General features: G+C 72.2%; 21 protein-coding genes and 1 pseudogene. 10 read left to right on the plus strand and 12 right to left on the minus strand.

Features of this window, described 5'->3' with window-relative positions; all coding sequences use genetic code 11:
• Positions 1 to 404 precede the first annotated feature (404 nt).
• Positions 405 to 815: a hypothetical protein gene (locus ACGFIO_RS30345; protein WP_392831078.1), complete on the minus strand. Its 411-nt coding sequence runs from the start codon at positions 813 to 815 to the stop codon at positions 405 to 407.
• Positions 816 to 1,847: 1,032 nt separating this feature from the next.
• Positions 1,848 to 2,420, minus strand: coding sequence for a malectin domain-containing carbohydrate-binding protein (locus ACGFIO_RS30350; protein WP_392831080.1), 573 nt, complete (start codon positions 2,418 to 2,420; stop codon positions 1,848 to 1,850).
• 127 nt (positions 2,421 to 2,547) lie between these two features.
• On the opposite strand from ACGFIO_RS30350, the gene ACGFIO_RS30355 reads away from it, so the two are divergent.
• Positions 2,548 to 2,739, plus strand: a complete 192-nt coding sequence (locus tag ACGFIO_RS30355; protein WP_392831083.1) for a hypothetical protein — start codon at positions 2,548 to 2,550, stop codon at positions 2,737 to 2,739.
• 25 nt (positions 2,740 to 2,764) lie between these two features.
• Here the strand turns inward: ACGFIO_RS30355 and ACGFIO_RS30360 are convergent, their stop codons facing one another.
• On the minus strand, positions 2,765 to 3,208 hold the full coding sequence (locus tag ACGFIO_RS30360; RefSeq protein ID WP_392831086.1) for a hypothetical protein: 444 nt from the start codon (positions 3,206 to 3,208) through the stop codon (positions 2,765 to 2,767).
• A gap of 275 nt (positions 3,209 to 3,483) precedes the next feature.
• On the opposite strand from ACGFIO_RS30360, the gene ACGFIO_RS30365 reads away from it, so the two are divergent.
• Entirely contained in the window at positions 3,484 to 3,885 is a 402-nt protein-coding gene (locus tag ACGFIO_RS30365) for an NUDIX hydrolase (protein ID WP_392831089.1), read from the plus strand.
• A 25-nt stretch (positions 3,886 to 3,910) separates the two neighbouring features.
• Here ACGFIO_RS30365 and ACGFIO_RS30370 read toward each other — a convergent pair whose 3' ends face one another.
• From ACGFIO_RS30370 to ACGFIO_RS30385, 4 genes and pseudogenes are all read right to left on the minus strand, one after another.
• Positions 3,911 to 5,098 carry an ABC transporter permease gene (locus ACGFIO_RS30370; protein WP_392831092.1) on the minus strand — a complete coding sequence of 396 codons (1,188 nt, stop codon included), beginning with the start codon at positions 5,096 to 5,098 and terminating at the stop codon, positions 3,911 to 3,913.
• Positions 5,099 to 5,244: 146 nt separating this feature from the next.
• Positions 5,245 to 5,892, minus strand: a pseudogene (locus tag ACGFIO_RS30375) (ABC transporter ATP-binding protein); the annotation flags it as partial.
• Positions 5,889 to 6,917 carry a peptidoglycan-binding protein gene (locus tag ACGFIO_RS30380; RefSeq protein WP_392831095.1) on the minus strand — a complete coding sequence of 343 codons (1,029 nt, stop codon included), beginning with the start codon at positions 6,915 to 6,917 and terminating at the stop codon, positions 5,889 to 5,891. The pseudogene ACGFIO_RS30375 and the gene ACGFIO_RS30380, both read right to left, overlap by 4 nt.
• The gene (locus tag ACGFIO_RS30385; protein ID WP_392831097.1) at positions 6,914 to 7,399 is read right to left on the minus strand and encodes a hypothetical protein; all 486 of its coding nucleotides are present in this window, start codon (positions 7,397 to 7,399) and stop codon (positions 6,914 to 6,916) included. The genes ACGFIO_RS30380 and ACGFIO_RS30385 overlap by 4 nt, the downstream gene beginning before the upstream one ends.
• 193 nt (positions 7,400 to 7,592) lie before the next feature.
• On the opposite strand from ACGFIO_RS30385, the gene ACGFIO_RS30390 reads away from it, so the two are divergent.
• Both ACGFIO_RS30390 and ACGFIO_RS30395 read left to right on the plus strand, forming a co-directional pair.
• Entirely contained in the window at positions 7,593 to 8,657 is a 1,065-nt protein-coding gene (locus ACGFIO_RS30390) for a sensor histidine kinase (RefSeq protein ID WP_392831100.1), read from the plus strand.
• Between the two features lie 140 nt (positions 8,658 to 8,797).
• Positions 8,798 to 9,157 (plus strand): YciI family protein, encoded by a 360-nt coding sequence (locus tag ACGFIO_RS30395; protein WP_392831103.1) that lies wholly within the window; start codon positions 8,798 to 8,800, stop codon positions 9,155 to 9,157.
• 19 nt (positions 9,158 to 9,176) lie between these two features.
• Here ACGFIO_RS30395 and ACGFIO_RS30400 read toward each other — a convergent pair whose 3' ends face one another.
• The gene (locus tag ACGFIO_RS30400) at positions 9,177 to 9,746 is read right to left on the minus strand and encodes a TetR/AcrR family transcriptional regulator (RefSeq protein WP_392831105.1); all 570 of its coding nucleotides are present in this window, start codon (positions 9,744 to 9,746) and stop codon (positions 9,177 to 9,179) included.
• Between the two features lie 90 nt (positions 9,747 to 9,836).
• Here ACGFIO_RS30400 and ACGFIO_RS30405 point away from each other — a divergent pair, with 90 nt between their 5' ends.
• Positions 9,837 to 10,847 (plus strand): NAD(P)-dependent alcohol dehydrogenase, encoded by a 1,011-nt coding sequence (locus tag ACGFIO_RS30405; RefSeq protein ID WP_392831108.1) that lies wholly within the window; start codon positions 9,837 to 9,839, stop codon positions 10,845 to 10,847.
• A gap of 3 nt (positions 10,848 to 10,850) precedes the next feature.
• Here the strand turns inward: ACGFIO_RS30405 and ACGFIO_RS30410 are convergent, their stop codons facing one another.
• Positions 10,851 to 11,303 (minus strand): hypothetical protein, encoded by a 453-nt coding sequence (locus tag ACGFIO_RS30410; protein ID WP_392831110.1) that lies wholly within the window; start codon positions 11,301 to 11,303, stop codon positions 10,851 to 10,853.
• Between the two features lie 110 nt (positions 11,304 to 11,413).
• Here ACGFIO_RS30410 and mycP point away from each other — a divergent pair, with 110 nt between their 5' ends.
• Positions 11,414 to 12,592 (plus strand): type VII secretion-associated serine protease mycosin, encoded by a 1,179-nt coding sequence (mycP, locus tag ACGFIO_RS30415; RefSeq protein WP_392831113.1) that lies wholly within the window; start codon positions 11,414 to 11,416, stop codon positions 12,590 to 12,592.
• Between the two features lie 180 nt (positions 12,593 to 12,772).
• Here mycP and ACGFIO_RS30420 read toward each other — a convergent pair whose 3' ends face one another.
• Both ACGFIO_RS30420 and ACGFIO_RS30425 read right to left on the minus strand, forming a co-directional pair.
• Entirely contained in the window at positions 12,773 to 13,066 is a 294-nt protein-coding gene (locus ACGFIO_RS30420; protein WP_392831116.1) for a hypothetical protein, read from the minus strand.
• Positions 13,067 to 13,076: 10 nt separating this feature from the next.
• Complete coding sequence (locus tag ACGFIO_RS30425) at positions 13,077 to 13,424, minus strand: WXG100 family type VII secretion target (protein WP_392831118.1); 348 nt, start codon at positions 13,422 to 13,424, stop codon at positions 13,077 to 13,079.
• Positions 13,425 to 13,552: 128 nt separating this feature from the next.
• Here ACGFIO_RS30425 and eccCa point away from each other — a divergent pair, with 128 nt between their 5' ends.
• The 3 genes from eccCa to ACGFIO_RS30440 are packed head-to-tail and all read left to right on the plus strand — an operon-like array spanning position 13,553 to position 19,224.
• Positions 13,553 to 17,617 carry a type VII secretion protein EccCa gene (gene eccCa / locus ACGFIO_RS30430; protein ID WP_392831120.1) on the plus strand — a complete coding sequence of 1,355 codons (4,065 nt, stop codon included), beginning with the start codon at positions 13,553 to 13,555 and terminating at the stop codon, positions 17,615 to 17,617.
• A gap of 4 nt (positions 17,618 to 17,621) precedes the next feature.
• The gene (locus ACGFIO_RS30435; protein ID WP_392831122.1) at positions 17,622 to 17,933 is read left to right on the plus strand and encodes a type VII secretion target; all 312 of its coding nucleotides are present in this window, start codon (positions 17,622 to 17,624) and stop codon (positions 17,931 to 17,933) included.
• On the plus strand, positions 17,920 to 19,224 hold the full coding sequence (locus ACGFIO_RS30440) for a hypothetical protein (RefSeq protein ID WP_392831124.1): 1,305 nt from the start codon (positions 17,920 to 17,922) through the stop codon (positions 19,222 to 19,224). Before ACGFIO_RS30435 ends, ACGFIO_RS30440 begins: the two co-directional genes overlap by 14 nt.
• Positions 19,225 to 19,267: 43 nt before the next feature.
• On the opposite strand, the gene ACGFIO_RS30445 is transcribed toward ACGFIO_RS30440, so the two are convergent.
• Positions 19,268 to 19,846 carry a nucleotidyltransferase family protein gene (locus ACGFIO_RS30445; protein ID WP_392831127.1) on the minus strand — a complete coding sequence of 193 codons (579 nt, stop codon included), beginning with the start codon at positions 19,844 to 19,846 and terminating at the stop codon, positions 19,268 to 19,270.
• A gap of 50 nt (positions 19,847 to 19,896) precedes the next feature.
• Here ACGFIO_RS30445 and ACGFIO_RS30450 point away from each other — a divergent pair, with 50 nt between their 5' ends.
• Positions 19,897 to 20,727 (plus strand): alpha/beta fold hydrolase, encoded by an 831-nt coding sequence (locus ACGFIO_RS30450; RefSeq protein ID WP_392831130.1) that lies wholly within the window; start codon positions 19,897 to 19,899, stop codon positions 20,725 to 20,727.

The raw sequence follows: 20,727 nt of genomic DNA on the forward strand, positions 1-20,727 counted from the left end.
CTATTCCCTCGGCCACACCGGCATTCTCAGGTAGGGGAATAACTGGGTTGCTGGACCATCCCGATAGGTCCACGGTAGGCGCGCACAGGCATTTTTGCGCGCGCTCACATCGGCAGATCCGGACGCCGCGGGACGGCCAACTTGACTGACTGTCGGCCGTTGCTAAAGCCAGCTCGACCGCGAGCCCGCAGCTGCACTCGCAGATGTCGATAGCTGCTCTCGACTCGATGGCGGCGTGCGCAGTTTTGCACTCGAAGCGGTACGCCGACACTCGACGCAGCAGGAGGGCTATTGCCTTTCGCTGAGCAGGCGGGACAGGTTGAAGGTTGCGATCGGCGGGCTCATGTGGGGTAGCCAGGTGGTGAGCCGGTCGGCGGGGATGCGTGGGGGCACTGCCGCGATGATCAGGGCGCTGAGCGCGATGGGGGCGGCGGCGTGAGCGTCCAGCGCAGGTAGGCGGGGTCTTGGAAATCGACGACGACGACGGCGGCGGCGATGCCCCAGAGCCCGGCGATGGCGAGCCCGCGGCCGGCGGCGGCGAAGTAGGAGCGGCGTAGCACCATCCCGGTCGAGGGCGGGTGGGCGAGTCCTTGGGGGCTGAGCCAGGTGGTCGGGACCAGTTGGGCGGCGGTGATGGCCGCGACGACGGCGAGCGCGGCGGCCAGGCTGGGAGAGCAATATCGGGGCGGGCAGCCCGGCAGCGGTGGCTGGCAGATCGAGGAGCAGGTCCGCGTCCTCCTGGCCGCCGGCTCGTCGACCGACCACCTCCGACCGCCGAGGAGGCGGCCTGGGTGATCACCTTTGGATGTCTCCACGCTCAACGGCCATGAACGGCGATCCGTCGTGGCTGGCGGCGGCGCACCGGGTCCGATACAGATCGGACCATCCGCCGCCGCGGCTGATCCACGAGACACGACCCGCCGCGGTCGGCTTCAACAGTTCGTGATCGGTCAGTCAACGAGCGTAAGCATTTCCATGAGCCCAGACATCCTGAGGTCCTTCATTGAACTGCGGTCTTCCGTGGACCGTAATGAAGTGGAGGAGCGGGGGACCGTGTCAGACCGCAGATGTCGTTCGGCCGAACGGAAGGTGAAGAGGTGCGACGAGGTAAGCGCAAGACAATCGGCATCGTCATTGCGGTGTTGGTGACCGCTGTCGCCGCGCTGCTGGCGGGTACCAACATTGCATCAGCGAGCGAAACCGGAGGGGGTAACTTCTTTCAGGGTTCCGGAGACTCGGGGAACGGCTCAAGCTGGCTGGGCTAGTCGTTTTTAGGCCGCTCTGCCGAATCCTCAAAGCCAGATCAATGCGGCGATGACTAAGCAAGGATGCGTGGTCGCGAGCTGCGCGTTCAGTCTAGTGTGCGGCCACGGCTAGGTGCACTGTCCAGCGAGGTTGGTCGAGATCGTGTGACGTCTCGCCGGCCACGGCAGCCGTCGTGACCGATCCGGCGCCGGCGCCGCCGTAGCCCATTCCGCGGCGGCGCCGGACGTCACGGTGACGATCCAGCGGCGACGCCCGGCGTCACTGTGCCAGGCGTCGCGGCGGCCGGGTTCCGGTGAACCCGCTCCGCCGGCGCAGGTTCTGGGCCTGCCAGTTGACGGATACACCGCGCAGCGGGGAAGGGCGAATCGGCGGCCGCGGCGGCCGACTCGCCCTTCTCGTACCGCATCGGGCCCTCGCGCCCTAGCGGTTGCGCTTCCAGCCAATCTAGTAGCGGTGGCGGCGGTGCCGATGTACCTGCTGCCGCAATCCGGGACGGCAGGCGCGGCACGCCATCCATCGGGCTGCGCCGGTCGCCCGGACCGATCTGGATATCGCCTGGGCCCGGGCGACCAGCCCAGCGGTCAGCCGACCGGAACCACGGCGATCGCGTTGATCAGTGGCTGATCCACCGGCCCCCGGATCAGGTCAACGGCGATGGTCCCGTCACTGCCGGCGGTCACCGTGAAGTCCTTCTCCACACCCAGGTTGCGGCCGTCGCCCCCGGCCGTTACAACGGTCTGGATGATGTCGAAGTCGTTCAGCACCACGGTGCCGTTGACCGCGACGTCGAACGCCCGCTGCCCGACCTTGCTCCAGTACCAGTCGTCGAAGTACAGCCGTACCTCGTAGCTCGCGCCCGGCGTCAGCCCCGGGACGCGGTAGGAGGACTCGAGGAACCGGAACGTGTTCCATTGTTCCTGCGGAATCGGGTGGGCCACGGTCCGGCTCCAGTTTGGCAGGCCGTTGCCTCCGGTGCGGTTGGTGTCGGTCGCGCCGCCGGTCACGTACGAGTCGGGCAGGAACCCGTTCCCGCCCGCGCCTCCGGAGTCGATCTGCACACCCACTTCGCCGGCGTGGGCGACACCACCCGTCGCCATGCCCACGACGACGCCGACCAGCGCGGCAATCATCCGACTGCGCCAAGCCATCTTCATGACCACTCCTGTCTTCGGGATCCTGCGACGACCTCTAGGACGAGATGCGGCGCACCGTGGTTCATCGCCCATTCGCGGATTGCCCGGCCGGACCGCGTCAGCGGGACATCCGCCGCCGTCGGCGGCGATGGTCTGGCCGGTCATCCCGGCCGACGTGCTGCTGGCGGAGCAGCGTGGCGTCGCTGTCTCGCTGATCCTGTGGCGCCGCACCGGGCTGGTGGGCGGCGTGATGGCCGGGTCCCGCGGGGGCACTCGACAAGTTTCTGATCAAGTGCACACCACCTGGGGCACGAAGAGCTACCGCCAGTCGAAGCTCTGACGACCAGCCGACGGCGCGCGGACCGTCAGGCGTGTCGCCGGCAGAACGCGTCGACTGCCTGCCGCGCCCGGTGCAAACCAATGAGGCGGGTCCGCAAGGGTTTCGACCCGGCGGCCAGCCCGTAAAGGTTCGCGCCGCGGATCGCATCGGTGTCGGTCAGCCGGCTCCAAGCGCCGAGCGCGAACGCCAGATCCTCCCGGCTGATCGTCGCTGGGGCCTGGCTGAGCTCGGTCTTGCACCAGATCCACCAGAGCCGCTCCACCTGCAGGTAGCGTCCGGTCCGGCGGACCGAGGTGAGGGAAAGATCGGCCGACAGCCGCTCCGGGTGGGCGAACAGCCAGGTCAGGCTGAGGACGTCATGGGTCGACCGGTGCTCGAGGGTCGCACTGGCCGTGGTGCCGCTCGCCCCTGTGATGAGATTTTCCGCGGCGACCTCAGCGGTGAACCAAGCAATGGGTACGTCGGACATGCTGACGGCTCTCCTCACAAAGTTCCTAGGGGCTTTGGCTGGTACCTCCCCGACGTTCCGAACCACCGTCCCGGTTCACGAGGAGATGAGATTTTCCGGTTTCTGCCCGAGCGCACCCGCTTCCCCGGGCCCGCTGGGCTTGGCCGGAAGCAGGTGCCACCGGGAACGTGCGCCCGCACGTCGTCGCGACGCGGGCAGCGGGCAGGGGTATGAGGTGGAGTCCGTGCCGCGTGGGCCAGGACACCAAGGGATAGTCGTGCGACTATAGTCGTGTGATGACCGACGAAAACCGACCTGCCGTCGCGGCCGCAGTCATCGTTCGTGGCGGCAAGGTTCTTCTGGCCCGTCGCAGGGTGAGCGAAGGCCGGCTCTCGTGGCAGTTCCCGGCCGGCGAAGTCGAGGCAGGAGAAGCACCGGCCGGGCGCGCGGTCCAGGAGGCCTTCGAGGAGACCGGGCTGAAGGTGCAGGTGACGGGCGACCTCGGCCGGCGCGTTCATCCCGACACCGGCCGGACCATGTACTACTTCGCCTGCGAAGTCGTTGCCGGGACGGCCTACGTCGCGGATTCCGAGGAACTGGCCGAGGTCGCGTGGTGCGACCGTGATGCCCTCGTCGACCTGGTGCCCACCCCTCTTCACGAACCGGTACAACGGCACCTGATGGCCAACCTTCGCTGATGCCAGAGGACCGCTCGATCAGGCTCTAGCCGGCCAGTGCCTCGGTCGGGCTCAGCCGGGCGGCGCGGATCGCGGGATACAGCCCGGCGACCACTCCGACCCCGATCGTGGCCGCGAAACCGCCGCCGAGGGCCCAGATCGGGATCGCCACCGGCCAGTCTCGCCACCACGCCCAGCCGGCGGTGACCAAGCTTCCCGCCGCCGTGCCGGTGCTGCCGCCGAGGGCGGAGAGGAGCAGCGACTCGGTCAGGAACTGCTGGCCCACGTGCGGCCGGGTGGCGCCGAGCGCGCGCCGCAGGCCGATCTCGCCGCGGCGTTCCAGGACCGAGATCACCATGGTGTTGGCGACACCTACGCCGCCGACCAGCAGGGCCACCGCGCCCAGGCCGAGCAACAGGCCGTCGAGTGTGGCGTCGGCCGCGCGGGCCGCGGTCAGCGCGTCGGAGGGCCGGGAGACCTTGACCTCGTGTGGCGCGGCAGGACTGACGGTCGGGGCCAGAAGCTGTTGCACGCGCTCGACGGCCGTTTCGTCGGATCTGGTGTAGAGGGTGGTGGGACGGCCGTCGAAGGCGAGCAAATCCGCGGCGGTCGTCCAGTCGATCAGTGCGGCCGCGTCCGCCTCGGGTGCGAGTGGAACCGGTGCGAGGATGCCGATGACCGAGAACCACTGGCCGCCGAGCCAGACCCGGGGGCCGGGGGTCTTGATGCCGAGCCACTCGGCCGCGGCGGAGCCGAGCACGACCGCGGGCGCCCCTGGCATCGAGGCGTCGAGCCAGCGGCCGCGGGCGGTGGTCGCCTGTAGGCTGCCGAGCAGGTTGGGACGGGCCGCGAAGACGGCGATGCTGCTGCTCTCCCCGACGGGGATGTGGTCGTTGCGGTAGACCTTCGCGTCCAGCCGGGCTACCGCGCTGACCTCCCGGATGCCGCCGATCCGGGCGACCATGGCGAGGGACTCGGGCGGCAGGACCGCCTTGTCGCCCGTAAGGGTCTGGCCGGGTGCGGCGGTGAGCAGGTCGGTGCCGAGCGCGGCGATGGCCTGGTCGAGCCCGGCCCGGCTGGACGCGGAGATGCCGACGACGGCGAGCATGGCGGCGATCCCGATCGCGATCCCGGCCGCGGACAGCACCATTCGCAGCGGCCGGGCCCGCAGGCCGGCCGCACCAAGGCGGAGGACATCACTGAAGGCCAGCCGGGCGGGGCGCAGGCGGCTCATCCGGCGACCAGCCGGTCGCACGGATCTCCACCCGGCAAAGCCGGCCGACGCGGATCTCCACCCGGCGAAGCAGACCGATCAGCCGGCCGACGCGGATCTCCACCCGGCGAAGCAGGCCGACCAGCCGGCCGACGCGGATCTCCACCGACCAGCCGGCCGTCGCGGATCTCGGCCCGGCGAGGCAGGGCGGCCGCGATGTCCCGGTCGTGGGTGATCACGATCATGGTGGTACCGGCCCGGTGCAGCTCGTGCAGCAGGCCCATGACGACCGCCCCGGCGGCGGTGTCCAGGTTGCCGGTCGGCTCGTCGGCCAGCAGCAGTGGCGGGTCGCCGACCACCGCCCGGGCGATCGCGACGCGTTGCCGCTCGCCGCCGGACATCTCGTGCGGCCGGTGCCGGGCCCGGTGTGCGAGCCCGACCCGGCTCAGCGCCTGGGCGGCGCGAGCCCGGCGCTCCCGGCGGCGTACCCCGGTGTAGAGCAGCCCGTCGGCGACGTTGTCCAGCGCGGAGACTCCGGCCGCCAGGTGGAACTGCTGAAAGACGAATCCGACGGTACGCGCCCGCAGCGTCGCCAGGGCCCGGTCGGGCAGCGCGCCGACGTCGTGGCCGTCGATGTGGACGGTGCCGGTGGACGGGCGGTCCAGCGCCCCGAGCAGGTGCAACATCGTCGACTTGCCGGAACCGGACGGTCCGACCACGGCCAGCATCTCACCGGCCTCGACCCTCAGCGTCACCCCGTCCAGCGCGGTGACCCCACCGGGATAGACCCGGCGGACATTCGTCATGGCGATCACGACGGCATCCCCACCGCCATGCCCTCGGCGACGTCGCCGCCGCTGATCTCGGCCCGGCCGTCGGCGATCATCCCCACGTCGACCGGCACCAACCGGCCGTCGGGTGCGACCTCCAGGCCGTACCCGGATTCGGGCCGTGCGAGCAGCGCCGCGACCGGCACCGTGAGCACGTTCCGCCGTTGCTCCCGGACGTAGGCGACCTTGACCGGACCTTCGCGAACCTTGCCGACCGCCTTCGGGTTCGTCAGCTTCACGGTTACCGGCACGGTCGGCTCCTCACTCGATTCGCCCGGCTCGGACTTGGCGCCGACCGACGCGATACTGCCGGGGGTCTCCTTGCCGTCCGGGAGCGTCACGCTGACCTTCACCCCGGGCCGGGCCCAGCCGGCCGCGCCCGCCTTCACGTTCACGGTCACCACCGATCCGGCCCCGGTGTAGGCGAGCACCTCGCCGGTCGCGGGCGCGCCCAGCCGTACCCGGCGGTCGGCGACCCGGATCGCGCCGTCGGTCACCACCACCCAGGAGGCGTCCACCACCCCGGTCTCCTCGCGGCCCAGGTCCCGCTGCCAGCGGCGCACGGCGGCCCCGGTCAGCTCGGTGTACTCCTCGTCGACGGTGAAACCCGCGTAGCCCAGATCGCGCAGGTTCCTCTCGACCAGGGCGACGTCGGGGCCCCGTACGCCGGGCCGCACCTCGCGGTAGAGCGGCAGCAGACCGTACAGCAGCACCACCGGGGTGTTGTCGGCCCGCAGCAGGACATCACCGCGGGCGACCTTCGTGCCGATGCTGGGCAGCCAGGTCACGGTGCCGCCGGCTTTCGTGAGGATCGGAATGCTCTCGCCGTATCCCAGATCGCCGGCGACGGTGGTCCGGCTGGTCAGCGTCTCCCGCTTGACCTCGGCGGTGACCGGCGGCGCCGGCTTCGCGGGCGGGGTGGCGGGGCGGCGCGAGACGGCCACCGCCGCGCCCGCGCCACCCAGGACCGTCACCGCCGCGAGGACGCCGACCACGATCCGCTTTCTCATTTGTTCAGGGACTCGCAGTTCTCCAGGGCCTTGTTGGCCTCCTCGGCGGTGTACCCGGTTTCCTTGAGGGGGACCTCGCCGATGTTGGGGTCGGGGTCGGGCCAGTTCGGCAGGCCGTTCTTCCGAAGGCACTGCGCCAGTGCCTTCATCCGCGCGAGTTCCTCCGCCGTGGGCTTTTCCGGTTTGCCGCCGTTCGGCAGCAGCGGGCTGCATTTCTCGGAGGCGGCCTGCATCTTCGCCTGTTCCTCGTCGGCCCCCTTCGGCGCCGGCGGCACCACGACCGCGCCGTCGGCGTCGGGATCCGGCATGTCCACGCCCGCCTCGCGCATGCACTTCGCGAAGTCACGCGTCTTGCTGACCGCCTCGACCGCGGGATCGGGGGACGCGGTCGAGGCGGGTGCGTCGGCGCCGCCGGAACATCCGCCCAGGAACAGGACGGCCATCAGTAGCGGGGCGGCGAGAACGAGTGGTGATTTCGGCATGGCGCCAGCACATCAAGGCGGCCGTACGGCGGATGTCAGAGCGGCACCGACAGTTCCTTTATGAATGTACGGAGAGCGTCGGCGACCTCCTTATGGATCTTTTATCCGGGCTGTGCCAGCCTGTGCGGGTGCTGCTGGAACAGGTGTGGGACGGGCCGCACACCGTGGTCGGGGCCGGCTGTCGGCTCGGCGTATGAGGCCACGGCTGCTTCTGCTGTGCGCGGCTGCGCTCGTCGTGGCCCAGTTCGCGCCGAAGATCGCCGACCGGCTGGTCGAGCTGTGGTGGGAGCTCGGTCTGGACTGGTGCGCTTCGGGGTATCCGAACGTCGAGGTCACCACCTTCCCGTGCCCCTACATCAGGCACTGGCCCAGCTTCGGCCCCGGGATCGCGCTGGTCGTCGTGCTGATCGCGTTTCTGGCTGTCTGCCGTCCGGCCCTGTGGTGGTGCCTGCGCCCGCTCCGCGAGCTGACGCCGTTGATCGAGAAGATCGGCCCGCAGAACCTCGGCTACCGGATGCGGCCGGGCCCCGGCCGGGACGAGCTGGCCCGGGTCAGCCGCGCCCTCGACGCCATGATGGACCGGGTCGCGGCCGGCTACGAGGCTCAGCGCCGGTTCGCCGCCGACGCCTCCCACGAGCTGCGCACCCCCCTCGCGGTGCAGCGGGTGCTGGTCGAGGTCGGGCTGGCCACCGCGCGTACCCCCGAACAGCTCGCCCTGCTGGCCGGCCAGTTGCTGGACGCCAACGAGCGCAACGAACGACTGATCGAGGGTCTGCTCGTCCTGGCCGAAACCGACCGGGGCCTGATCTCCCGGACCCCGGTGCGGCTCGACATCATCGCCGAGCAGGTCATCGACGATCACCGCGCCCGCGCCGCCGACGCCGGCCTTGTCATCACCAGCACGCTCAGCCCGCGACTGGTCAGCGGCGAACAGGTCCTGCTGGAACGCATGATCGCCAACCTGCTGCAGAACGCCGTGAAATACAACCGGCCCGGCGGCACCATCGATGTGCAGGTGACCGGCGACCCCGCCCTGACCGTCGCCAACACCGGCGACGACATTCCGCCGGCCACTGTCGACTCGCTCTTCGAACCGTTCCGTCGCCGCTCCGGCAGCCGCCTCGATCACGGCGGCGGCGCCGGTCTCGGGCTCACCATCGCCCGCTCCATCGCCCGCGCCCACGACGGCACCATCACCGCGGCGCCCAACGGCAACGACGGCCTGCGGGTCCGGGTGACGCTGCCCGGGGAGAGCTGACCGGCCGAGGGGCTGGTTGGCATTGACCATGGTCTCGCCTGTGAATCTTGATCTCATACGGTGTCGGATCCAGGGTGAGTCGTTCGTTGAACGGGTGAGGCGGCGGCTGGACGCGGGCGCCGGGACAAGGGAGCCAGACGATGACGCGGTACTTGATCTCGTTCGATGACGGCGGGATGGATCACATCAGCGAGGCGGATCTGGGCGCGGTGGGCCAGGCCGCGCACGCGGTGCTTCAGGAGGCGGTGGACGCCGGGGTGTTCGTGTACGGGGCCGGGCTCGAGCGGCAGAGGGCCAGCGTCGTGGGTACGGACGGGCTGGTCACCGATGGCCCTTACCCGGAGAGCAAGGAGGTCATCGGCGGTTTCGTGGTGGTCGACGTGGCCACGCGGGACGAGGCGCTGACGTGGGCGGCCAAGGTGGCCGCGGCTTGCCGGTGCGCGCAGGAGGTGCGGGAGTTGCTGCCCGACCCCGAGCTGGAGGCGATGCTCGGCCGGTGACGCCGAGGCGGGCGGATCCTCAGGGGTTCAGGAGCCGGGACACGGCCAGGGACAGGGCCTCGCGGTGGCGCTGCCGGTCGGCTTCGGTGTCCTCGGCTCCGTAGTGGGTCAGGCTCGCCGCTGACCAGGTCAAGGCCATGGAGACGGTCAGCTTGAGGATGTCCTCGGCAGCGATGGCGGCGGTGACGGCGCCGGACTGCTGGGCCTCGGTGACGGCGGCCAGTTTGGCGTCGTCGAGGGTCATCCCGGTGTCGAAGGTATCGCTCGTCACCTGTTCGAGGCGGGCCCAGGTCAGCAGCCGGGCCAGGGCGGGACGCTCGGTGAGGACGTCGAGGAGGCGGACCGCGTACGCGGGCAGATCGAGCGCCGTGAACGGGCTGGAGTCGGTCACCGCGTCGGCCTCGTGGCGGAACACGGCGTCGAAGAGGCGCAGCTTGTCGCCGTAGTAGTCGTACAGGCGGGCCTTGTTGACGCCGGCCGTCGCGGCGATCCGGTCGACCCGGGCGCCGGCCACCCCGTACGCCGCGAATTCGGCCGTGGCCGATTCCAGCAGCCGGCGGCGGGTGGCGTCGGAATCGCGGGCGGGCATGTCCCCGATCGTAGCTACCAGGCCATTCGCGCCCGTCGCGGACAGCTGCTACTTTCGAACGAACCAGTTAGTTCGAAAGAAGGGCTCACCATGACGACGACGTACGCCGTACGCGAGGCCGGCGGCCCGGTCACCGCCCTCGACGTGGAGCAGCCGCCGCTCGGGCCGCTCGAGGTGGACGTACGCGTGACCCATTGCGGCATCTGCCACACCGACCTCGGCATGATCGACAACGAGTTCGGCATTTCGACGTTTCCCCTGGTCGCCGGGCATGAGGCGGTCGGCGTGGTGAGCGCGCTGGGTGACGCCGTCCCGCCAGGGCACCTGCACGTCGGGCAGCGCGTCGGCGTCGGCGCCATCGCCGGCTCGTGCTTCGCGTGCGAGTGGTGCCTGAGCGGCCGGCAGAGCATGTGCCCGCAGAAGGACGACACGGTGCTGCGCGGGACCGGCGGCGGCTTCGCCCGTACCGTCCGGGCCGGCGACTGGCGGCACGTGCACGTGATCCCGGACGAGATCGCCTCGGTCGACGCCGGTCCGCTGCTGTGCGCCGGCACCACCGTGTTCGCCCCGCTGGTGCGGCACGACGTCAAGCCCACCGACCGGGTCGCCGTGGTCGGTGTCGGCGGCCTCGGCCACCTGGCGATCCAATTCCTCGCCGCGTGGGGCTGCCACGTCACCGCCGTCTCGACCACCGAGGCCAAGGCGGCCGACGCCCGCGAGCTGGGCGCCAACGACTTCGTGACCTCGGCCGGAGACGGGCTCGACCGGGTGGCGAGCACATTCGACTTCGTGCTGTCGACCGTCTCGGCCAACCTGCCCTGGGACCGCTATCTGGCCACCGTCCGGCCCCGCGGTGTGCTCTGCTCGGTCGGCATCGTCGACGAGCCGATCAGCTTCCACCCGATCAACCTGCTTCCGGCCGAACGCAGCGTGGCCGGCGGCGTCGTCGGCTCCCTCATGGTGACCCGCCAGATGCTCGGCTTCGCGGCCCGGCACGGCATCCGCCCGCGCACCGAGGTCTTCCCGGTCGAGCGGATCGACGAGGCCCTTGATCATGTACGCCGGGGAAAGCCCCGTTACCGCGCCGTGCTGGAGTTCTGAACGCTAGAGCGGGAGGTGCTGGCCGGCGATGAGGCGGCGGCCGGCTTCGATCTTGGCGTTGGTCGGATCCTCGATCTTCCACAGGCGGGCCAGCTTGACCGCGTCGTCCCACTCGTACCCGGCATTGAAGAAGGCGTCGAGCTCGGAGCGGCCGTAATCCTCCGGCGAGGCCGAAGCCGCAGGCGAGGGCGACGGGGGCGGCGTGGACGGCGGGTCGGACACCATGGCACCGACCACCGGCGGCTTGGCCCCGCCCTGGATGAACGCATGCATCTGCACCAGGCCGACCAGGAGCCCCGCACCCAGCACCGCACTGCCCGCGGACTGCATGATCACCCGGCGGCGCCGGTAGATCTGGGACAGCACGTTGACCCGGTCGTAGACCGTCAGTGCGTTGGGCGCGAGATACTCGTGGTCCTCCATCGCCTTGCGGAGCCGGTGCTTCGGGTGAGACACATCCCCTAGACGCGCGCGGGAGCGGGTTTGTGCACACCTGTGGCAAAGTCGCCGTGACCGCATCCGGTCAGCATCGACACTGGTCAGGGGCCGGAAGCCACGATGCCAGGATGGGAATCGGATTTGTTCTGCTGGCCGCCGCCCTGACCGTCCCGCCGGCCGGCGCCTGCTCGGATCCGCCGCCGGCCCGTCCCCTGATCACCGCTCAGCCGTGGGCGCAGCGGACGCTCGACCCGGCCGCGGTGTGGCCGTTCAGCACCGGCGCCGGTGTGACGGTCGCGGTGGTGGACTCCGGCGTCGACACCGGCCACCCCCAGCTGCGGTCCCGCGGCGCGGTGCTGCGCGGCCAGGACTTCGACCTGGCCGGCGACCTGCCCGGCACGTTCGACTGCGATTCCCACGGTACGGCCGTGGCCAGCATCGTCGCGGCCCGGCCGGCGGCGGGCGTGGGCTTCGCGGGTCTCGCTCCGGGCGCGACAATTCTGCCCGTACGGGTGAGCGACCGCGGCCTCACCGACGAGGGCGCCGTCCGCATGATCGACCCGAATGTGCTCGCCCGCGGCATCTGGTACGCCGCCGACCACGGCGCCACGGTGATGAACCTGTCCCTGGCCGGGGCCGGCGACAACCCGCGCATCCGCGACGCGATCCGCCACGCCGTGGCCCGGGACGTCCTCGTGGTGGCGGCGGCCGGCAACGGTCAGCAGGGCCTGACCCCCGAGGTGTCGTACCCCGCGGCCTATCCCGGGGTGCTCGGGGTGGGCGCGGTCGACGAGAACGGCCAGCGGCTGCCCGGCTCGCAGATCGGCCCGCAGGTAGACCTGGTCGCACCGGGCGGCGCGGTGATCGCCGCCACCCGGGCCGGCGGCCACCAGTATCTGCAGGGCACCAGCTTCGCGGCCCCGTTCGTGACGGCCACCGCGGCCCTGGTCCGCTCGGCCTGGCCCGAGCTGACCGCCCCCCAGGTGGCGGCCCGCATCCTGGCCACGGCCACTCCGGCGCCGGGCGGGCGGGGCAGCCGGGCCTACGGGGCGGGCCTGGTCAACCCGTACCGGGCGGTGACTGACGGCCTGACCAGCGCGCCGGCCGCCCTCGCGCCACCCGTGTCACCGCTGCGGGCCAAGCCCTCACCGAGAAGCTTCCCGGCGTACCCGATCGTCGCGGTCGCGGTGTGTCTCCTGCTGGTGTCCGGCCGAGCCCTGCTGACCCGGCGCAACTGGCGACCCCGCCGGGCGGCGCCCCTCCCCGAACAACCAGCCACTGTCGACGTACCCGTCAATCTGTTCTGAAGCGTGCGTCGCGCTCCTGCTCGGCGCTCCCCCGAGAATGCACTAATCCCCATCATATCGATGGGGATTAGTGCGCTCTCGGACGGCCCGCTGGAGCTCGGCCGACACCGTCGGTGCGGGCGAGTGGCCGGGACAGAGGAGCGGCAACAGGCGCCGCTCCCCCGCCACCGGCGGTCCGGGCTACCGCCCCCAGACCGCGCCGACCTGGGCGGCCGCCGCCACCTTCGCGCCCACGTAGTGGGCCAGGGCCTCCTCCAGCGCCTTCTTCGTCATCATGCCCATCGTGCGGTGGGCCTCGGCCACCTGCTCCATCGCCTGGGTGCCGCCGTTGAACGACTCGCCCACGTCGTCGAGCCAGTCGGCGAACGTGGCGGCCCGGTTGCTGGACCAGTCGCCCATGTCGGCCTCCATGGTGCCGAGCACTCTCAGCAGGTTGTCGGCCGCGGTCTGCATCGCAACGAAGTCGACCTTCATCTCGCCCATGTCAGACCGCCGAGGCGGGGTTGGTGGTGGTCAGGTCGCTGAAGCCGAGGACCTGGGCCATACCGGAACCGCTGGCGTCCTCGGCGTCGACATAGCGGCCGGACGAGAAACGTACGGCGTGGCCCATGCGTTCGGCGCCGCCGGCCAGGCGGGTCATGCCCTCGTCGAAAGCGTGCACGACGGCCTGGAACTTGGCGGGGGCCAGATCGCCGCGCCAGGTGGCCAGTAGGTCCTCGGCGGCCTGGACCACCGCCAGGCGGTGCGCGGTGAGGCGCTCCGAGGCGGTCGCCGCACCGAGCGCACCTCGATCCATTGATTCGGTGACGCCGTCCAACCATTCGCCGGCCACCGCTCACTCCCTTCGGTTGTCTTTGATCCTGCGCACCGAAGGTAGGGGGCGGCGACGGGAACCGAGGGGGGTCGGCACCTTCCTGCCAGGATCGGTCGGGCGGGCGCCGACGGCGCGACGATCGCCGCATGAGTACGGTCACCGTCCGCCGCCCGGCCCGCCGCCCGGCCCCGGAACCGCCGTCCGGAGAGTTGCTGCTGGAGGCGCCGCCGGAGATTCCGCCGCCGGGCGACCGGCAGTGGACTCAGGCGCTCTACGTGCTGCCGGTCGTCGGGATCCTGGGGTTCTACGGGTTCAACGCGACCGGTGGGCTGGGCGGCACGGCGCGGCTGGTCGTCCTCGGCGTGATCGGGGGCGCCGCGCTGGTGCTGGTGCTCGTCCTGGTCCTGCGCGGGGGCGGGCCGAGCAGCACCTCGATGGCTCAGGCGCGGCGGCTCTACCTGCGGCGGCTGGCCCAGCACCGGGCCCGGATGCGCCGGGACGTCGAACGCCAGCGGGCGGCCACAGCCTTCCTGCACCCGGGACCCGAGACGCTGTGGGCGATCGCCGCCGGGCCCCGGCTGTGGGAGCGGCGGGCCGACGACGAGGACTTCGCGGTGGTACGCGTGGGCAGCGGCCCGCAGGCACCGGCGATCACCCTGGTCCCGCCCAGCACCAAGCCCTTGGAGGAGCTGGAACCGCTGTCCGCGCTGGCGTTGCGGCGGTTCATCTGGGCGCACGCGGCCATCCCGGGCCTGCCGCTGGCCCTGCCGCTGACCGGGTTCGCGCGGGTGCACGTCCAGGGCGACCGGGAACAGGCGGCCGCGCTCGTCCGGGCCATGCTCGCCCAGCTGGTCACCCTGCACGCCCCGGACGACGTACGCGTCGCGGTCTGCGCCGAACCGGCCCGCCTCCCGGAGTGGGACTGGGTGAAGTGGCTGCCGCACGCCGGCCATCCGGCACTGTCCGACGCGGCGGGGCCGGTGCGGTTGGTCGCGCCGGGGCGGAGCGCGCTGGAGCAGTTGCTCGAGGGGATGCTGGCCAACCGGCCCCGGTTCGACCCGGGCGGCCGCAACCCGGCCGGCGGCCCGCTGATCGTGATCGTCCAGGACACCGCCAGGACGGTCGGCGGCGGGCAGGACGGCGGCGGGTTGGAAGGCGTGGTGGTGCTCGACCTGGGGACCGCGTCGCCCCGGGCGGTCGAGCACGGCACGCTGGTGCTGGAGGTGTCGCTGGGCGGGGAGCTGGCGGTGCTCGGGGTGGACGGCCGGACCGTGCTGGGCACGGCCGACGGGCTGGCCACGGCGGCCGTCGAGGGGCTGGCCCGGCAGCTGGCGCCGCTGCGGCTGGCCGGCGGCGACAAGGGTGAACCGGTGCTCGCCGCCGACCTGGGCCTGGCCGACCTGCTCGGGCTGGGCGATCCGTGGACGCACCGGCCGGACCGCGGCTGGCGTCCGCGGCCGCCCCGGGACCGGCTGCGGGTGCGGTTCGGCCTGGGTTCGGACGGCGTACCCATCGAACTGGATCTGAAAGAGTCGGCACAGGACGGGATGGGCCCGCACGGTCTGCTGATCGGGGCGACCGGCTCGGGCAAATCGGAGCTGCTGCGTACGCTGGTCCTCGCGCTCGCCCTGACCCACCCGCCGAGCGAGCTGAACTTCGCGCTGATCGACTTCAAGGGCGGTGCAACCTTCGCCCGGATGGACGCGCTGCCGCACACCAGCGCGGTCATCACCAACCTGGTGAACGCGTTGTCGCTGGTCGACCGGATGACCGACGCGCTCAACGGCGAGCTGCTGCGCCGCCAGGAACTGCTGCACGCGGCCGGGGACTTCTCGTCGTTCCGCGACTACGACCGGGCCCGCGCGGCCGGTGCGCCGCTGCCCGAGGTGCCGACCCTGCTCGTGGTCTGCGACGAGTTCAGCGAGCTGCTGTCGCACAAGCCCGAGTTCATCGACACGTTCGTCCAGATCGGACGGCTGGGCCGGTCGCTCGGCGTACACCTGCTGCTGGCCAGTCAACGGCTCGAGGAGGGGCGGCTGCGCGGGTTGGACGGGCACCTGTCGTACCGGATCGGGCTGCGGACGTTCTCGGCGCTGGAGAGCCGGGCGGTGATCGGGGTGACCGACGCGTTCGAACTGCCGCGGGCGCCGGGGCACGGCTTCTTCCAGTACGGGACCGAGCCGCTGGTGCGGTTCCGGTCGGCCTACGTGTCGGGGGTGCACCCGCGGTCCTCGCTCGCCGCGGCCGAAACCGTCGCGCCCGCCGCCGAGCCGGAGCTGCTCGACTGGACCGCCGCGTACCTGCCGCCGTCGCCCTTTGCTCTGAGCACAAATACGCATCACCCTGGCAGCGCAGCTCTGAGCACAAACACGCATCACCCCGACCCCGCAGCTCTGAGCACAAACACGCATCACCCCGACCCCGCAGCTCTGAGCACAAACACGCATCACCCCGACCGCGAGGCTCTGACCAGCGATGCATATTTGTGCTCAGAGCAAAGGGGCGCGGAGGGTGACACCGGGGCGAGCCTGCTCGACATCCTCGTCGAACGGCTCGCAGGGCAGGGCACCCCGGCGCACCAGGTCTGGCTGCCGCCGCTCGACCAGCCGCCCACCCTGGACGATGCGGCCGGCCGGGACCACCTGCACGCGGTCATCGGGATTGTCGACAAGCCATTGGACCAGCGGCGCGACCCCTTCGAGGTGGACCTGTCGGCCGGCGGCGGCCACGTGCTCGTCATGGGTGGGCCGCGCAGCGGCAAGAGCACCGCCCTGCGTACCCTCATCGCCTCCCTCGCCCTGGCCCACCGGCCGCGCGACGTGCAGTTCTACTGCCTCGACGTCGGCGGCGGCGGGCTCACCGCGATGCGCGGGCTGCCGCACGTCGGCGGGGTAGCGCACCGGCAGAACCCGAGCGCCGTACGCCGGACCGTCGCCCAGGTGACCACGCTGCTGAACGACCGGGAACGGTGGTTCGCCGAGCGTGACATCGACGGGATCGCGGCCTACCGGGCGGCGCGGGCGCGAGGCGAGCACACCGAGCAGGAGTACGGCGACGTGTTCCTGGTCGTCGACGGGTGGGGGACGCTGCGCAAGGAGTTCGAGGACCTGGAGGACCGGTTCACCGATCTGGCGGCGCGGGGTCTGGCCTACGGCGTGCACCTGGTCGTGTCGTGCGCGCGGTCGTTCGAGTTGCGGCCGGCCATGCGCGACCTGTTCGCCACCCGGGTCGAGCTGCGGCTGGGCGAGCCGGTCGACACCATGATCGACCGTACGCAGGCCCAGCGCGTGCCCGAGAACGCGCCGGGGCGCGGCGTCGCACCGTCGAAGCACCAGATGCACCTGGCCCTGCCGAGGATCGACGGGGTACGCGCCGACGAGGGCCTGCGGGACGCGACCGCCGCCCTCGTGCAGGCCGTCGCCCAGCGGTGGCCGGCCGAGCGGGCGCCGCGCGTACGGCTGCTCCCCGCCCTGGTCCCGCACACCGACCTGCCGGCGCCCGACGACGGCCTCGACCTGCCGGTCGGCCTGGACGAACAGGACCTCGGGCCGGCCCGGGTGGACTTCGGGGCCGAGCCGCACCTGATCCTGATCGGCGACGGGCGCTCGGGCAAGACCGGCTTCCTGCGCACGCTGGCCCGCCGGATCGTCGCCGGCCGCACGCCCCAGCAGGCCCGGATCATCCTCGTCGACCACCGGCGCGGACTGCTCGGCGAGGTGCCCGCCACGCATCTGCTCGGCCACGGCACCGACGGCACCGGCACCCGCCGGCTGACCACCGAGACCGCCAACGCCGTCCGGCAGCGGCTGCCCGGGCCCGGCGTGACGCCCGAGCAGCTGCGCCGGCGCTCGTGGTGGAGCGGGCCCGAGCTGTTCGTCCTGGTCGACGACTACGACCTGGTGGTCAGCACGGCCGACAACCCGCTGCTGCCGCTGCTCGAGTTCCTGCCCCAGGGCCGTGAGGTCGGCCTGCACCTGATCGTGACCCGGCGCAGCGGCGGGGCCGGGCGGGCGCTGTTCGAACCGTTCCTGACCCGGCTCCGCGACATCGGCACGCCCGGCATCCTGCTCAGCGGCGACCGCGCCGAAGGGCCGCTGCTCGGCGGGCTGCGCGCGGATCACCTGCCACCCGGCCGCGGCCGGCTGATCACCCGCGGCGAGCCACCACGCACGGTCCAGCTCGCCTGGCATCCACCCGCATCGGAGGTATGACGACATGACCGACTTCATGGTGGCCGACACCGGCGGGCTGCGCGAGGTGGCCGACCGGCTCGACCCCGCCGCCGCCACCGCCGCCAAGGCCGCCGCCACCACGGCCCGGCAGGCCGCCCTGGTCTGCGGTGACCCGATGCCCGGCTGCCAGGCCTTCAGCGCGGCGGTGGGCCGGGTCGCGGACGAGATCATCGCGTTCTGCACGACGGTCGAGGCGGGGGTTCCGGCGTACGCGTCGGCCGTCCGCGGTGGCGCCGGCTTCTACGACACGGCCGAGAACGACGCCGCCCAGGGGGTGCCCGGTGGGACTGTCTGAACTGGTCACGGCCATGCAGCAGGTCCTGCGACAGGCCGAGGCGCAGCTGGCGCACGTGCCGGTGCTGGACCGCAGCCGCGACGCCTGGCAGACCGTGGCCGACCGGTTCGGCGACACCTCCGACCAGCTGAGCCACGCGTCGGCGGCCGTGTCGGCGTGCTGGCCGGACGACGTCGGCGCGCGGTGCTCGGAGCGGATGGACGGCAGCGCCACGACCGTCCGCGACTGGCGGGAGACGCTGGCCGCGGCCGGCCTGCCCGAGGTCGTCACCGCGCTGGCGGCGGCGGTCGGCACCACTGTGGACGGTGTGCGGCAGCTGTGGAACGTGTTCACGCAGACGCTGGGGCAGCTCGGGATCGTGGGCGCCGACCCGGGCGCGGTGGAGGCGGCGCTCGCGGCGATCGTGTCGCGGGCCAACGCGATGATGGGTGAGCTCGATCAGCGGTTCGCGGAGGCGGCCGAACGGGTGTCCCGGGCCGCGGCGGGTACGGCCTGGGACGGCCCGGGCGCGGGTACGGCTTCGGACGGCGCCGGCGCGGGTACGGCTTCAGGCGGTCCGGGCGCGGGTACGGCCCCAGGCGGTCCGGGCGCGGGTACGGCTCAAGCGGCGGGCGGCGGCGGTGGCGGTGCGTCGCCCAGGGCCGCGACCTCGCCGGCCATCGGTGGCGGCGCCGGGACCGGGCTCGGAGCTTCGCCCATACCCGCCGCCTCCCGGCCGTTCGACGTTCCTTCGCCGTTGACCCCCGACCCGTCCTTCACGCCGAGCCTGGCCGGCGCCGCCCCCACGTTGTCGCCCCTCAGCCCGTCCCCGAGCCCCGCCCTCGGCAGCGGCGGCGGCATCCCCGGTTCACCGGGTGGTGGGATTGGGATCGGGCCCCTCATGGGCGGAGGCGCGGTCCCCCGGGCCGGCCGCACTCCTACCGGTTCCGTCCCGACCGCGAGCGGCATGGCCCCCGCGGCGACCGGAGCGACCCCGGCCGGGACGGCCGCGACCCGGGCGGCGGGCGGGCGGTTCGTCCCACCGTTCTACGGCGCGGGCCGGCACGGCCGGGGCGGCGGCCACAACGGCGAGGCGAAACCCGGCGACGAGGCGAGTGCCCACCGTGCCCGCCCGGTTCAGGACGTGCCCGGCGTACCCCCCGAACTCCGCGGCCGAACCGCCTCGCTCGCGGCCACGCCCGGCTTCCTCACCGGACCGTCCGGCCCGGACGACGAGCCCGACCCGATCCGCGAGGACTACTGGCACGCCGAGCGCCCACCGAACCCGTTCACCCCACGCGGATCACGGTGAACCAGTCGCGTCCGGCCGGGGATCGGCCGCGATCAGGTCGAGCTCACGGTTCGATGACTGTCACACCGCGGAAGCGGGCGGCCGGACACTGGCGGGCCAGGCGCTCGCGGGAACGCGGCACATCGACGCGGGCCGGGTTGCGGCGCCAGACGCCGGCCAGGAGGTCGTCCAGGCCGTGCGGCGCGCAGATCTCGAGGGCGCGCGCGGCGGTGCGGCGTACGGCCACAGCGGTCGCGTACTCGGGGAAGGTGGCGACGGCGTCGGCGATCGACCGGTACGGCGGCCGCGGGTGGCCGCCGAACTTCACGTGGTACCAGAGGTGGACGGCGGCCTGATTCTTCGCCTCCCAGGGCGGACCGTCCCAGAGCTCGGTCAGCGCCGCCGTGGCCTCGTCGTCGTCCCGGCGTTCGAGGTGGACGGGGTCGAAGTAGACGACGTCGACGTCGCGTACCCCGGCCGGGTCGAAACCCGGACCGAACAGCTCGCCCCACACCAGGTCGCGGAGCAGCCCGGCGGCCACCCAGGCGTCGGGCAGGCCGGAGCGGGCCACGGTGTCGAGCACGTTCGTCATCCAGCGTGACGATGTCACGACGGCCGTGAGGCGTTCCTCGGAGGTGGCCATCGACACATTGTTCACCCCGTTCGCGCCCGTATTCCCTAGGGTGGGATGCCATGGCGATGAAGCAGATCGAGGCACGTGGGCTCACCTTCGACGTGACGATCGACGGACCCGCCGACGGCGTACCCGTGCTGCTGCTCCATGGTTTTCCGCAGGATCAACGGGAGTTCGAGCTCATCCGGCCCGAGCTGCACGCCGCGGGGCTGCGGACCATCGCGTACGACCAGCGCGGCTACTCCCCCGGCGCCCGGCCGGCCGACCCGGCCGAGTACACCGTGCTCGAGGCGGCCGGCGACGCGGTCGCGATCCTGGACGCGCTCGGCGTACCCGAGACGCACCTGATCGGTCACGACTGGGGTGCCGTCGTCTCCTGGCTGGTCACCGCCCTGCACCCGGATCGTGTCCGCACGCTGACCGCGGTGTCGGTGCCGCACCCGAACGCGATGGCCCAGGCCCTGCGCGACGACGAGACCCAGCGCAAGCAGTTCGACTATCAGGCGATGCTCGCCGCACCGGACGGTGAGGACGCGGCGCGGGCCGACGACTTCGCCTGGCTCCGCCGGGCGCTGGCCGGGGCGGGCGACCGGGCCGGGCTGTACGTCGACGCGATGCGTGACCCGGCCCGGCTGACCGGTGCGATCAACTGGTACCGCGCGCGGCCGGCGGGCGGCCGCGCCGCCCTGCCCGCGGTGACCGTGCCGACAACCTTCGTGTGGAGCGACAAAGACCTGGCCATCGGCGCGACCGCCGCGCGTCACTGCGCCGACTGGGTGACCGGCGACTTCCGGTTCGTCAGCGTGCCCGGCGTCAGCCACTGGGTGCCCGAGGAGGCGCCGGAGGTACTGGTCGAGGCCGCGCTGACCCGGATCGGTTCGACCGGTTAG

Source organism: Actinoplanes sp. NPDC049265 (genome assembly GCF_043197135.1).
In the GTDB taxonomy this organism is placed as follows: Bacteria; Actinomycetota; Actinomycetes; order Mycobacteriales; family Micromonosporaceae; genus Actinoplanes.

Coding starts and splice junctions, on each gene's coding strand:
- ACGFIO_RS30350 (WP_392831080.1), bottom strand. CDS start 2,420: ATGAAGATGGCTTGGCGCAGTCGGATGATTGCCGCGCTGGTCGGCGTC.
- ACGFIO_RS30355 (WP_392831083.1), top strand. CDS start 2,548: ATGGTCTGGCCGGTCATCCCGGCCGACGTGCTGCTGGCGGAGCAGCGT.
- ACGFIO_RS30360 (WP_392831086.1), bottom strand. CDS start 3,208: ATGTCCGACGTACCCATTGCTTGGTTCACCGCTGAGGTCGCCGCGGAA.
- ACGFIO_RS30365 (WP_392831089.1), top strand. CDS start 3,484: ATGACCGACGAAAACCGACCTGCCGTCGCGGCCGCAGTCATCGTTCGT.
- ACGFIO_RS30370 (WP_392831092.1), bottom strand. CDS start 5,098: ATGAGCCGCCTGCGCCCCGCCCGGCTGGCCTTCAGTGATGTCCTCCGC.
- ACGFIO_RS30380 (WP_392831095.1), bottom strand. CDS start 6,917: ATGAGAAAGCGGATCGTGGTCGGCGTCCTCGCGGCGGTGACGGTCCTG.
- ACGFIO_RS30385 (WP_392831097.1), bottom strand. CDS start 7,399: ATGCCGAAATCACCACTCGTTCTCGCCGCCCCGCTACTGATGGCCGTC.
- ACGFIO_RS30390 (WP_392831100.1), top strand. CDS start 7,593: ATGAGGCCACGGCTGCTTCTGCTGTGCGCGGCTGCGCTCGTCGTGGCC.
- ACGFIO_RS30395 (WP_392831103.1), top strand. CDS start 8,798: ATGACGCGGTACTTGATCTCGTTCGATGACGGCGGGATGGATCACATC.
- ACGFIO_RS30400 (WP_392831105.1), bottom strand. CDS start 9,746: ATGCCCGCCCGCGATTCCGACGCCACCCGCCGCCGGCTGCTGGAATCG.
- ACGFIO_RS30405 (WP_392831108.1), top strand. CDS start 9,837: ATGACGACGACGTACGCCGTACGCGAGGCCGGCGGCCCGGTCACCGCC.
- mycP (WP_392831113.1), top strand. CDS start 11,414: ATGGGAATCGGATTTGTTCTGCTGGCCGCCGCCCTGACCGTCCCGCCG.
- ACGFIO_RS30420 (WP_392831116.1), bottom strand. CDS start 13,066: ATGAAGGTCGACTTCGTTGCGATGCAGACCGCGGCCGACAACCTGCTG.
- eccCa (WP_392831120.1), top strand. CDS start 13,553: ATGAGTACGGTCACCGTCCGCCGCCCGGCCCGCCGCCCGGCCCCGGAA.
- ACGFIO_RS30435 (WP_392831122.1), top strand. CDS start 17,622: ATGACCGACTTCATGGTGGCCGACACCGGCGGGCTGCGCGAGGTGGCC.
- ACGFIO_RS30445 (WP_392831127.1), bottom strand. CDS start 19,846: ATGGCCACCTCCGAGGAACGCCTCACGGCCGTCGTGACATCGTCACGC.
- ACGFIO_RS30450 (WP_392831130.1), top strand. CDS start 19,897: ATGGCGATGAAGCAGATCGAGGCACGTGGGCTCACCTTCGACGTGACG.